Below are 12,829 nucleotides of genomic sequence, written 5' to 3'. Positions count from 1 at the left end.
CCTCTTCGCGCAACATCGGCGGCACCTTCAGCGCCGGTGTCTACGCCAGTCCCAACGGCACCACGGGCGTCGCCTTCGCCGCGAACGGCTCGGTGGAGGGCACGAGGACGTACACGAACACGGCCACCCGGGTCTCGTCCGGCACCGTCTCCTCCACCCTGACCTACACGGGGACGAGCCACCGCTTCCGTGCCGACGCGCACTTCGAGATCACCCACCACACCTGGCTGCCCGCCGGCCGGTACAAGGCCGTCTCCGACACGGCGACCCTGTACGCGAAGGTCACCGGCGGCGTCGAGCTGGCGGTCCCGGACCGGCAGGCCCGCGACCTGGGCCTGCCGGTCCCGCCCGAGGCGGGCCCGGCACCCGGGTCCGGCCCGCACGAGCAGCGCTCGTACGTCAACGCCGATCTGGCGCACGCCGTCTCGCACGTGGAGAAGCTCGACGCGGACCAGGTGCTGCCCGCCATCAAGGAGGCGCTGCGGGAACTCAAGGTCATCCCGGACGAGCTGCGCGAGACCCCGACGGATCTCTCGCGGGGCATCGCCTCGGTGTTCGCCAAGGAGTCGCTGCGCGCCGACTTCACCGCCCTCAGGACCACGTCCGTACGCCAGTTGCTCAAGCTCGAACTGCCCGGAGGCGGCACCCGCCTGATCGGCATCCGGGCCACCGCCGAGGTCGGGGACGCGACGTACGAGCGGCCCCGCGGCGGCGTGGTCATGTCCGTCGGCGACACGGCCACGACCTCCCTCGGCTCCTCCTCCGGTACCTCCGACAAGGTCAGTGCGCAGGGCGGCGTCACCGTGAGGGGAACCTCCGCGGTGGGCGGTCCGCGCGGCGGTGTCAGGTTCGGTGGCGGCGCGGAGGCCTCTGCGGGCCGGACCGCGACCGACACGGCGACGGTGCGCGACCAGCACGGGCTCGAATTCACGGGAGAGGCACAGGAGTTCTCGCACCCGGTGCGCTACGGGGTGGAGATCTTCGACGGCGGTGAACCGCACCAGCTGGCACGGCTGGCGGGTGCGGCCCTCACCGCCCCGGCGCGCCTGGTCGACTGGGCCACGGACGGCCGGGCCGGCCGCTGGTTCACGGAGCAGTGGGGCGCCCAGTGGGACGGGATCTTCCCCTCGGGGCACGAGCCGAAGCGACAGTTCGGCGTCCCGGGCGGCCGGGTCCACCTGCTCGTCCCGGACCATCTGACGCAGCCGGGTCCCGGCACGCACACCCCGGCCGTCCCGGTGGCCGGGCACGTCCGCCCGAACGGGCCGACGGCGGTCCCCGGGCCGGTGCGGAGGCTGACCTCGGACCTGGCCCCGGTCATGCAGGGCCTGGCGATGCCCGGACTGGACCGGGTGCTGCCCTGGCTGTCGGCTGCGGCTTCCCTGCCGCACCGGGTGGTGGCGGGCGACACGACGGCGCCGCGGCGGCGGGACCTCGCCCCGACCACCCTGGCGGGGCTGCGCGCGGACGTGCTGACGACCGAGCGGAACCTGCGCTCCAACATCGCCTCGTTGCTCGGCGAGGGGTACGTGGTGCCGGTGGCCGGCGGCAAGCAGGTCACCGTACGGCTGGTGGTCCACCGGACCCGGCACCTGACCTCCGGCGAGTTCGACAGCGGCGTCGAGACCGGGGTCAAGGAGCGGGAGAAGGAGAGGGAACGGGAACGGATCGCGGGGGTCTGGTCCGCCTCGGTCACCCCGGACGCCGGCGGCCACGCCACGAACGGCAGCGCGCCGGTCTCCTTCGGAGGGGAACGGGGCGGCAGCCACAGCTCCTCGCAGAGCGAGACGGTGGACGAGCGCGAGAAGACGAAGGGGACTCAGCACTACTACGAGGCCGACGTCACCTGGGTGCTCACCGGGCGAGACGGGACCACGGTGGAGGTCAAGGCCGACGGTGGCCTGATCGGCCTGATGCACGGATCGCACGTCGAGAGGCTGACGGCGAAGCACGGTGCCCTGTTCGGGCCCGGGCCGGACCCGGCCGCACCGGTGGCCGATCAGCCGAACCCGAACCCGGACCCGGACCCGATTCCAATTCCGATTCCGATTCCGACGATCACCTTCACCCCGCCCTCCGACGAGCCGCCCGCCGCACCGGACGCCCCGGCCCCGGCACGGCCGCTCGTCCCCTACGAGCTGACCGAGTACGAGACGGGAGGTACGACCCCGCTCGCCACCCACCGGGCGGAGGACGCACGCATCGAGGCGTCGGCGAACGGTGCGGACCCGTACGAGCTCGCGCTGAACGGCCCGGCCAAGGACGCCGCGTCCTTCCCGGTCTACCGACCGGTCCGCCCGCTCCACACCGTGGACCGCCCCGCCTTCACGGTGTCCGGCGACCACCGGTACGCGCTGCCCGTGCACGACGGCCGGCGCAGGGAGTTCTACGCCGCCCCGGAGGCCGTCGAACAGGCACGGGCCGGCCTCGCCGCGGCCGGCAGCACGCTGCGGCTGACGGTGGACGACACCTCGTACGTCCGCTTCCGCCGGGACGACACGGAGCACACCCTGCTCCGGATCACCGTCGAGGGCGAGGGCTCCGGCAGCTCCGCAGCGGTCGTCCTGGTCGGCGATCCCCAGGGCCACCACCTCACGCTGCGCAGCGCCTCGCGGACCGGCCGGCTGGAGGAGGACATGCGCGAGGCGGTGGAGACCAACCTCAGACACTATGGCGATCAACTGCACGACATCGCACGGCAGTTGGAGCAGTCCGACCCCGACCGGGCGGACGGGCGGACGGCCCTCGCCCGAGCCATGGCGGACCTCCGCCGGGCGCGCGGGGAGCTCGCCGTCCTGGACCGTGATCCGGCGGCCTCTCCCGATCCTGCGGCGGAACGCGCCCGGTTGGAGCGGGCGCAGGCGGCGGCCCTCGCGGCGGCGGTGCGCGCGCTGGCCGCCTCTGCGGGAGCCGAGTACGGCACCCCGGACGAGGACTGGTACCTCCACCTGAACCCGGGGGCCCTGCTCGCGCTGCCCACCGTGGACTGGTCTGCGTGAACCGCGCCCGGCGTTCCGTACGTTCTCCCGGGAGCGTGCGGCCGCCGGGCCGCCCCGACCTCAAGGACAGGACCTCGCCATGACCGACCCGGAGTTCCAGCTGGCTGCCGTCTTCGACCACGTGGACCCGGTGGCCGGGCCCGGCTTCGCCGCGGACCACCCGTCGGTCGAGGACCCTGCGCTGCTCGCCCTGCTGGTCGAGCGGCTGAACGCCGGCACGCCCGTACTGATGACGCCGGTGCTGATGAACGACGTGCTGGACCCCGAGCGGCGTTCGGAGGTGCCGCTGAACTTCCGTACGGACGGCAGGTGGGTGTGGACCGACACGGTCGCCTACTACCTGGAGCAGTACGCCCTCGCCCCGGAGCCCGGCCTGCTCGCGCACCTGGGAAGCCCGGACTACGAGGTCCCGGCGCCCCTCGACCGGGCGGTCGTCGAGCGGGCTGCGGCCTTTGTGCTCACCCCGGCGCCGGAGGGCGAAGCGGTCCACGTCCTGAGCTGACCGGCCGCGGTGAACCCCACAGCGGTGGCGGTCCGTTCGAACGTGATGCGGGTGTTCCGCGACGACCGAGGGGAAACACGGTGGACAACAACGAACAGCGGCACAGGACCGCCGGACGGGGTCCGGCTCCCATCAGCCTGCCGGCAGTCGCCTGGCACGCGGCCGGTGAGGAGCCGGCGGCGGAGCCCGTCGCGCCGCGCCCGCCCCTGACCCTTCCGGTGCTGACCCCGGAGGCGCCGACCGGCGCGGTGCGGCCCGAGCCCGCCGCCGAACCGGAGCCCGAAGCCGCCCCGGCCTGCGGCGCCGTCCCGGAGGTCCCCGTCCCCGCAGCCGAGGAGGCGGCCGGGGCCGAGGAAATCGCGGAGGCCGAGGAAGTCGCCGAAGCCGAGGAGGCTCCGCAGGAGGCGGCTCCGGACGCCCTGGCGGCGACCCCCGTCGCAGCCCCGGCCGCACCAACGGGCCTGCGCCCGGCGAGGCGGATACCGAAGCCGATGCTCGCGGCGGCGGCCACGTCGGGCGTGGTGCTCATGGGCGTGCCCCTGCTGTTCTCCCAGCTCGGCGGCGACGCCGGCCCTGGTCGGGTCCCGTCCCGCCCCACGGGCTACAACCAGCCCGACGGCGGCCCCGAGGGCTTCGTACCGGGAACCGACGTGCCGGACAAGGGATCCGTGCTGCCGGGCGCCGTCGCCCCGGGAGCGGCCGCGGACGCGCCGGGCCAGGGCTCCGCCAACACCCCCGTGACCAACACCGGCACCGGGCAGAGCGGCGACGGTCAGGGCAGCCCCGGCGGTGGCCCGGCCGGCGGCCCGGCGGCCGGCTCCGGCGGGACCTCCGGCAACCCCGGCTCCGCCGGGTCCCCCGACACCGGAGCCCGCCACGACCCCCAGCAGTCCGGCCCCGCCCCGCAGGCGCCCCCCGCCGGCCCCGGCCAAGAAGGAGTACGCCGCCGTCGCCGGTCCCGGCTGCGCGGGCGAGGGCGCGGCCTTCAGCCGCAACGGCTGGTACACGGACGGCAAGGAGGGCTGGAAGTCGTACGGCACCGGCGGCTATGGCAGCAGCGGCTGCAACGGCGACTTCCTCGCCATGCCGATGTCCGGCGACGGACAGGACGCGGGCAAGAGCATGCTGTGGACCTTCCGCACCGGCGCCGTCACCACAGGCACCTGCCAGGTATCCGTCCACGTCCCGAACAACGGTGACATCAAGGCGGTCGGCGGTAAGCCGTCCTACTACACCGTGCACGGCGCCGCCTCGGCGAGCGGTCCCACCCTCGGGTCCTTCACCGTCAACCAGCCCTCCCAGCTGGGCCGCTGGGTCGGCGCCGGCAGCTTCCGGATCACCGGCGGCCAGCTGGCGGTGAAGCTGCACGACCGGGGCCAGGACTGGTCGGGCTCGACGAAGACCTACGCCCACCACGCGGGCGACGCCGTCCGCGTCCAGTGCACCTCCTCCTGAACCAACCCGGCCACCACCGGCCACCGGCCCACGACGAAGGGAACGATCAGGCATGTCGCGCCATGTGCTGACCGTGTGCGCACAAGCGCAGAGCGGCGGCTCGTACGGCTCCGGCGGGTCCAGCGGCCCGTTCCGCACCATCGGAGAGGCACTGGAGGCGGCACGCAGCGGCGCGGTGATCTCGGTCCGTCCCGGCAGGTACGAGGAGAACCTGGTCATCACCAAGATGGTGACGATCACCGCCGAGGACGCCCAGGGCACCGTACGGGTCATCCCCCGGCAGGGCACGGTGGTCCAGGTGGTCGCCGAGGCCGTGCAGCTGACCGGTCTGGTGATCCAGGGGCTGGACGAGGAACTGCCCGCGGTGGACGTGCCGCGCGGTCAGGCGGCGCTCCAGGACTGCGAGGTGGTGGGCAACGCGTGGACGGCCGTGCTCACCCGCCAGCAGGGCTCGCTGGCGATGCGCGGCTGCCGGGTGACCAACCCCGGCGGGGCGGGGATCGTGGAGACCTCCAGCGGCACCAGTGTGATCGAGGACTGTGTCGTGGAACACCTCGGCACCTCGGCGGTGGTCATCGGTGAGCGCGCCAATCCGACGATCCGCAACTGCGTGCTGCGCGATGCCCGCGGCAACGGCGTGTGCGCCAACGGCGAGGGGCGGGGGCTGGTCGAGGACTGCCAGATCTCCGCCACCGACAAGCCCGCCATCGCCCTGGAACAGAACAGCGTCACCCGGGTCGTGCGCACGTCGGTACGGGACTGTCTGCTGGGCGTGTACATCAGCTCGGCGGACCGGGTGGTGCTGGAGGACTGCTCGGTGACCGGCACGAAGGTGCACGGGATCGCGCTGGCGGGGGCACCGATCCGGTGCTGCGCCGCTGCCGGACCTCCCGCACCAAGGGCAACGGCATCCATGTCACCGGTCGTTCCCGGGGCACGTTCGAGGACTGCGAGGTCAGTGCGGCCGAGGGCAACGGCATCTGGGTGGAGGAGTCCTCGGGGCCCTCGTTCAGCCGGTGCTCGGTACGGGACGCCAAGGACGCGGGGGTCCAGCTGACCGGGGACAGCTCGCCGGACTTCGACCGGCTGGAGGTCCGGGACAGCGCCGGGGCGGGGGTGCGCGTCGTGGAGGGGGCGAACCCGATGCTGCGGCGCGTGACCGTCTCGGACGTCCGCGGACCCGGCGTGGAGGTGACCCGCAACGGCCGGGGCCGCCTGGAGGGTTCGGAGATCTCCGGCACTGGTCAGGCCGGCATCCGGATCGCCGACGGTGGCAACGCGTACGTCGGCAACACGGCGGTACGGGACACCGGCGCGGCCGCCGTCTCGGTCGGTGACGGCGGTGCGGCCACGCTGCGGGACTGCGACGTGGCCGAGTCCTCGCACGAGGGGGTGCTCGTCGAGGACGGCGGCGAACTGAACGCCACCCGCACCCGGGCGCGGTCGTGCCGGCGGCACGGCTTCCAGGTCGCGGCCGGCGCGCGGGCCACACTCGGCCGCTGTGAAGCGGTGGACAACACCGCCGACGGCATCCGGATCGACTCCACCGAGGCGGTGCGGGTGCACGACTGCACGGTCTCCGGGAACCGGGGGTCGGGGCTCCGCCAGTCGAAGCCCTCCAACCGGCTGGCGGTCGAGAACCTGACCAGTGTGGAGAACGGGATGCCGGACGCGCACGGCGAGGCCGGGGCCGGGGCCTCCGGTGGCGGGTCCCGACCCGACGGCTCCGCCGGCGCAGTCGGGTCGGACGGGGCCGACGGGAAGCTCGGCGCCGACGCGTCGCAGCAGTCCCCGGCGGGCCCGCCGGGGCGGAAGGGCCCGCTGGACTCCCTGGACTCCCTGGTCGGCCTGGACGGGGTGAAGGAGCAGGTCTCCACCCTGGTCAACCTCAACAAGCTGGCCCAACGCAGGGAGTTGGCGGGCATGCCGGCGCTGCCGATGAGCCGGCATCTGATCTTCGCGGGCCCGCCCGGTACCGGTAAGACGACGGTGGCCCGGCTCTACGGCTCGATCCTCGCCGAGTTGGACGTGCTCCCGTCGGGCCATCTGGTCGAGGTGGCGCGCGCGGACCTGGTGGCGGCGATCATCGGCGGTACGGCGATCAAGACGACGGAGGTGTTCAAGGAGGCCCTCGGCGGTGTGCTCTTCATCGACGAGGCGTACACGCTGTCGCAGGGCGTTGGCGGCAGCGGACCGGACTTCGGCCGGGAGGCCATCGACACGCTGGTCAAGCTGATGGAGGACCACCGCGACGAGATCGTGGTGATCGTGGCCGGTTACTCGGAGCAGATGCAGGGGTTCCTCGACTCCAACCCTGGGCTCGCGTCCCGCTTCAGCAGGACGGTGGAGTTCGAGAACTACTCGGACGACGAGCTGACGACGATCGTGTCGATGGCCGCGGCCTCGCACGGCTACGAGCTGGCCGACGGCACCCGCGAGGCGCTCAAGGCGCACTTCGAGAGCGTGGCCAAGGGCTCCGACTTCGGCAACGGCCGGGCGGCGCGGAAGGTCTTCGAGGAGATGGTGGACCGGCAGGCGTCCCGGCTGGCCGTGCTGTCGGAGATCGGCAACGCGGACCTGGCGCTCCTGAAGCCCGATGACGTCGGGGTGGCTGCCGCCGCCGCGGTCGCCGCTGCCGCCGCCGGGGTCCCTGCCGAGCGGAAGACCGAACTTCTGGACGAGCTGCGCGGCATGATCGGCCTGCCGGCCGCGAAGGAGCAGGTCGAGGACCTGGTCAACCTGATCAAGCAGGTGAACCGGCGGAAGGAGGCCGGGCTGCCGACCGCCACGATCAGCCACCACCTGGTGTTCTCGGGTCCGCCGGGTACGGGCAAGACGACCGTGGCCCGGCTCTACGGGCAGCTGCTCGCCGAGCTGGGCGTGCTGCCCGGCGGCCAGCTGATCGAGACCGCCAGGGCCGATCTGGTGGGCCGGTTCGTGGGTCACACCGCGCAGCTGACGAAGGAGGCGTTCGACAAGGCGCGCGGCGGTGTGCTGTTCATCGACGAGGCGTACACGCTGACCCCGCGCGGTGGCAGCGGCAACGACTTCGGCCAGGAAGCCGTCGACACGCTGATGAAGCTGATGGAGGACCACCGCGACGAGGTGGTGGTCATCGTCGCCGGGTACTCGGACGAGATGCAGGGTTTCCTGGACTCCAACCCCGGCCTCGCCTCCCGGTTCTCCCGGTCGGTCTCGTTCGAGCACTACACGGACGCCGAGCTGGTGCGGATCGTTCAGGTGCAGGCGGAGAAGGCCGGGTATGTGTGCCCGCCCGAGGCGCTGGCGGCGCTCGGGGAGTTGTTCGCCGCGGTACCGCGTGACCGCAGCTTCGGCAACGGCCGCTTCGCGCGGCAGACGCTGGAGTCGATGATCACCCGGCAGGCCGGGCGGCTCAGCAAGCTGGACATAGACGACCTGGCCGAGCTCAGCCTGCTGCTGCCCCAGGACATCCCGTGGGACCGGGTGCCGGGGGTGTCGCGTGACCGGCGGCGGCCGGGTCGGCGCCGCGGTGGCGGCAGCACTGGTGTGCGGGGCTCTGGCAGTGGGCCCTCCGGCCACGGTGGCCGCTGTCGCCGCGCCCTCGGCGCCGACCGCCCCTGGCCCGGGGACGCCCACCGCCTCGGCCTCGGCCGGGGCGAGTTCGGAGCCTACGTCGTTGCCCGGCCTCACGCAGCGGCTCACCGGCGACGAGTGCCGGAAGGCGTCGGACCGTACCGTCAACCGGATGCCGTGGCCGCAGGCGCATCTGCGCCCGGACACGGTCTGGCCGCTTACCGAGGGCGCCGGGGTGACCGTGGCGGTGGTCGGCTCGGGTGTGGACGACTCCTCCGGCCTGCTGGGCAGCCGACTGAGCCGGGCGCCACGCCAGTTCGACGGCGGTCCGGCAGTGGACTGCGCCGGGCACGGCACGTTCACGGCGGGGCTGATCGCGGCGGCGCGGACCCCGGGGTCGGGCTTCGCCGGTCTCGCCCCCCGCGCCCGGGTCCTGGACGTCCCGGTCACCGACCGGCGCGGGAGCACCACCCCCGATCTGCTGGCTGCGGGCATCCGGGTGGCCGCCGACGGCGGCGCACGGGTGATCGCCGTGATGGCGGTGGCGGGCTCCGACAGCCAGGCGCTGGCGGACGCCGTCCGGTACGCCGTGTCCAAGGGCGCGGTCGTGATCGCCCCGGCGGCCCCCGACGGGGAGGCCGGGGGGCCGCCTTCCCGGCGGCCCATCCGCAGGTGCTGTCGGTCGCGGCGACGGGCCCCGGCGGGATACCGGCCAAGCAGGCGGCCGGGGGCCGGGTGGACCTGACGGCACCGGGTGAGGCGGTGATGGGCCCCGGGCCGGGCGGCAAGGGCCATTTCACCGCCTCCGGGCCGAGTTACGCGGCTGCGCTGGTGGCCGGAACCGCGGCGCTGGTGCTCGGCTACCGGCCGGAACTCAGTGGTGAGGCGCTCGCGCACCGGCTGCGGGCGACCGCGTCCGGGCCGGGCGGCCGGCTGCCGGACCCGCTCCAGGGGTACGGGCCCGTGGACCCGGTGGCCGCCGTTACGGCGGTGCTCCCCGAGGAGCAGCAGGGCGGGGCGCCGGGCCTGCCCGGCCGCGCCCGGGCGTCGGCTCCCGGCGTGGTGATGCCGCCCGCCCCCGGGCCGTCGGCGGCCGGGCCGGCCTGGCTGGTGACCGCGGCGGCGTTCGCGGTGGGGCTGGGGATGGCCGGCGCCGCCGTGGTGGTGCCCGGCGGGCGGCGGCGGGGCTGGCGGCCGGGCCGGTACCGGGCCCCGGCGGCGGACGGCAACCGCGGTTCGGAGCCCTAGCCGCCCGTTCGCGGCCTGCACCGCGCACGACGGGGATCGTTGGCGATTCGTTGGTGAGGCGTTGGGCACGGCTGGGACTCTCACCTCTGTCAAGGCCGAACGCCCCGCTCGGGACCGTCGGTTGGCGCTGTCGTCGGCGTGAAGAGGCTGGCGGCTCAATGCGGGAGGAACCGTCGGGATGGGAATGGATCGGCACAGCACGGACGGGGACACGGCGGCCACCACGGCCGTGGGGGACGGCGCGGACTGCAACGGCGGCCGCCCCACCCTGGACCGCGACACACTGGCCGAGCTCTACCGTCTGCACGCCCCGTACCTGCTCCGCGCGCTGCTGCGGCTGACGAGCGGCGACCGGGGCAAGGCCGAGGACATGCTTCAGGAAACGTTTCTGCGCGCCTGGCAGCACCCCGAGTCGCTGACCCGCGGACCGGAGCACAGCCGGCCGTGGCTCTACACCGTCGCCCGCCGGATCGCCATCGACTACTTCCGGATGCAGGCCGCCCGCGCCAAGGAGTTCGGCGACGAGAGTCCGGAGGAGCGTGCGGCCGCGCACGACCCGTACGAGGAGGTCGTGGTCGCCCACGACATCCGCGGCGTCCTCGCCAAACTGCCCCCGCACCACCGGGAGGTGCTGGTGGAGCTGCACCTGAACGACCGCTCGACCGCCGATGCGGCGGCCGTGCTCGGCGTCCCGCCGGGCACCGTCAAGTCCCGCAATTTCTACGCCGTACGGGCTTGCCGCCCATTGCTGGAGCGGCACGGCTTCGCCCCGGTGTGAGCCACCCGGCCCCGCGCTACGCGCCCTGCACGTGAACCGGCCCCGGACCCGGTCGCGTTCCCCTGGACGACCACGGCCGGGACACTGGGAGGGGACGACCGAGGTGACCATCGTCGTAGACAGAAACGGCATGAACGAGCCCGGGCACTGGGCGGAGGCCCCCGACTACGGCCCCACCACATGGCCGGACGGCGGCGATCAGGCGGGCAGCGGCACACTTGGGCCGCCCAAACCGGTCAGGAGCCTACGGGATCTGCTGGAAGCGGACCCGCCCCCCGCGACGGCACTGCCCGAGCCGGATCCCGCGTGCGCAGAGACACCCGCTCCGGCCACCGAGCGCGACCAGCCCGACCAGCAGGACCAGCCCGGCCAACCCGCCGAACCCGACCAGCCGTCAGAGCCGGCACCCGGACCGGCCCCGGCCCCGCGCACGCAGGCCCCCGCCCAGGCTCCGCCGGTCGCCCTTCCCGCACCCGAGACCGTCACCGCGCCGTCGCAGCCCCTGGGCTGGGCGGCGGGTTCCGAGCTCTCCGCCGAGCGCCTGGTCCGCCGTACGCCCCGCCGGATGTTCCGTGTCGGCCGGCATCGCGGACCGGCCGGATTCACCGATTCCATCCGCACCCCTCTCAGGCGCAGCCACCGCATCGCGGTGATCAGCCTCAAGGGCGGGGTCAGCAAGACCACCACCACGATGGGCCTCGGCGCGGTCCTGGCGCACGAGCGGACCGACCGGGTCATCGCCATCGACGCGAACCCGGACCACGGAACGCTGGGCCGCCGGGTGCGCCGGCAGACCGGTGCCACCATTCGCGACCTGGTGACAGCCATGCCCGACCTGCACACCTACATGGACATCCGGGCGTTCACCTCCCGGGCGCCCAGCGGTCTGGAGGTCCTCGCCAACGACTCCGGCCCGGCGGTCTCCCGGACGTTCGACGACGGGGACTACCGGCAGGTCGTCGAACTGCTCAGCGGCCAGTACCCGATCGTCCTCACCGACTCCGGCACCGGCCTGCTGCACAGCGCCATGCGCGGCATCCTGGACCTGACCGACCAGCTGGTCGTCGTCGCCACACCGAGCGTCGACGGCGCCAACAGCGCCGGCATCACCTTCGACTGGCTGGGCGCCCACGGCTTCCAGGACAAGGCGCGGCACGCGGTGACCGTCGTCTCGGGCGTACGGTCCTCCTCCAGCCGACTGATCCGCGTCGACGACGTCGTCTCCCACTTCCGGCAGCGCTGCCGGGCCGTGGTCACGGTGCCCTACGACGACCACCTCGCCCTCGGCGGCGAAGTCGACCCCGAGCAGATGCGCGGCCGTACCAGGGCGGCGTACTACGAGCTGGCGGCCGTGGTGGCGCAGGAGTTCAACCGGTGAGCACCGCCCCTCCGGCACCGATACCCGACATGAGGGCGGCGGGCCCGGCCCGCTCCCGACCGCTCCTGACCGCTCCCCCGCGACCCGGACCCAACTGGAGGAAATCAATGGCCTGGTACGAGGGCCCCTGCCGGATAACCGTCATCGGCGTTGACGCCGACTGGCCCCAGCGCGCCGTGGTCGCCGTGTCCGGCGCGGGCGGGGCCCGGATCGAGATCCCGGGGACGTTGGGTGTGGTCCGCCACATCGAGGCCCGGAGCTGGCACCTGGAGCTGGAGCACCAGTACCAGGGCACCTGGCGGCCCAACGTCCGTGCGGTCAGGAGCCGCTGGGAAACCGTGGACGGAGTCCGTACGCAGACCATCCACAGCAAGGACGTGGATTGGCCCCGGAACCAGCACGAACGCAATCTGGTGCTGCGCCTGGAGCGGACCGGCGAGCCGGCGGAGCGTCCCCGCGACGCCGGCCGCGCTCTCGACGCCCCGGCCCGGGCGGCCACCCAGTCCTCGTCCGGCGGACCCGCCCACCGCACGTCCGCCGGCCCCGGCCATTCCCCCACCAGTTCGTCGTCGGCCGGCCCCTCCTTCACCGCGCCCCCCGCCGCTTCGCCCGCCCGCACCTCATCCCACGGGCCGACCACCGGCAGCAGCCCTTGGTGATTCCCGTCATGCGGATCCGACCTGATGCGACACCACGGAGGTTCACCTGTAAGAGCACTTGGCGACACCTCGAATACCACTGGAATTCATCTGCCATCGTTGAAGTCGATCGAACCGGAGGGCGCAGCGGGACGTGCGTCCGAAATGGGCTAGCCTCGAGTCAACCTCGGGGCGATTTGGCTCAGAATCAGCGGTTTCGGCCACTGGCCTGAACCTTGCCGAACCGGTACCGTGACCGCTCCAGTCGCTGCCGCC

General features: G+C 73.6%; 7 protein-coding genes and 2 pseudogenes. All 9 read left to right on the top strand.

Annotated features, from left to right (window positions below; all coding sequences use genetic code 11):
- Window positions 1-3,078 precede the first annotated feature (3,078 nt).
- The 9 genes and pseudogenes from JIW86_RS38275 (at window position 3,079) to JIW86_RS38245 (ending at window position 12,574) form a co-directional block, all read left to right on the top strand.
- Window positions 3,079-3,501 (top strand): hypothetical protein, encoded by a 423-nt coding sequence (locus JIW86_RS38275; RefSeq protein ID WP_257558916.1) that lies wholly within the window; start codon window positions 3,079-3,081, stop codon window positions 3,499-3,501.
- Between the two features lie 80 nt (window positions 3,502-3,581).
- Window positions 3,582-4,700 carry a hypothetical protein gene (locus tag JIW86_RS38270; protein ID WP_257558915.1) on the top strand — a complete coding sequence of 373 codons (1,119 nt, stop codon included), beginning with the start codon at window positions 3,582-3,584 and terminating at the stop codon, window positions 4,698-4,700.
- Window positions 4,624-4,956, top strand: a complete 333-nt coding sequence (locus tag JIW86_RS38265) for a hypothetical protein (RefSeq protein WP_257558913.1) — start codon at window positions 4,624-4,626, stop codon at window positions 4,954-4,956. The genes JIW86_RS38270 and JIW86_RS38265 overlap by 77 nt, the downstream gene beginning before the upstream one ends.
- 52 nt (window positions 4,957-5,008) lie before the next feature.
- A pseudogene (locus tag JIW86_RS38260) lies at window positions 5,009-8,412 on the top strand (right-handed parallel beta-helix repeat-containing protein); the annotation flags it as partial.
- Window positions 8,413-8,683: 271 nt separating this feature from the next.
- The gene (locus JIW86_RS42265; protein ID WP_416237705.1) at window positions 8,684-9,256 is read left to right on the top strand and encodes a S8 family serine peptidase; all 573 of its coding nucleotides are present in this window, start codon (window positions 8,684-8,686) and stop codon (window positions 9,254-9,256) included.
- Window positions 9,172-9,759: pseudogene (locus JIW86_RS42260) on the top strand (S8 family serine peptidase); the annotation flags it as partial. The gene JIW86_RS42265 and the pseudogene JIW86_RS42260, both read left to right, overlap by 85 nt.
- A gap of 178 nt (window positions 9,760-9,937) precedes the next feature.
- Entirely contained in the window at window positions 9,938-10,537 is a 600-nt protein-coding gene (locus JIW86_RS38255; protein ID WP_257558911.1) for a sigma-70 family RNA polymerase sigma factor, read from the top strand.
- 103 nt (window positions 10,538-10,640) lie between these two features.
- The gene (locus JIW86_RS38250; RefSeq protein WP_257558909.1) at window positions 10,641-11,915 is read left to right on the top strand and encodes a MinD/ParA family ATP-binding protein; all 1,275 of its coding nucleotides are present in this window, start codon (window positions 10,641-10,643) and stop codon (window positions 11,913-11,915) included.
- Window positions 11,916-12,022: 107 nt separating this feature from the next.
- Window positions 12,023-12,574, top strand: coding sequence for a hypothetical protein (locus tag JIW86_RS38245; RefSeq protein WP_257558907.1), 552 nt, complete (start codon window positions 12,023-12,025; stop codon window positions 12,572-12,574).
- Window positions 12,575-12,829 lie beyond the last annotated feature (255 nt).

The organism is Streptomyces sp. NBC_00162 (assembly GCF_024611995.1).
GTDB lineage: Bacteria > Actinomycetota > Actinomycetes > Streptomycetales > Streptomycetaceae > Streptomyces.
Note: the sequence above shows the minus strand (reverse complement) of the source record. Positions and strands in the feature narration are given on the sequence as shown.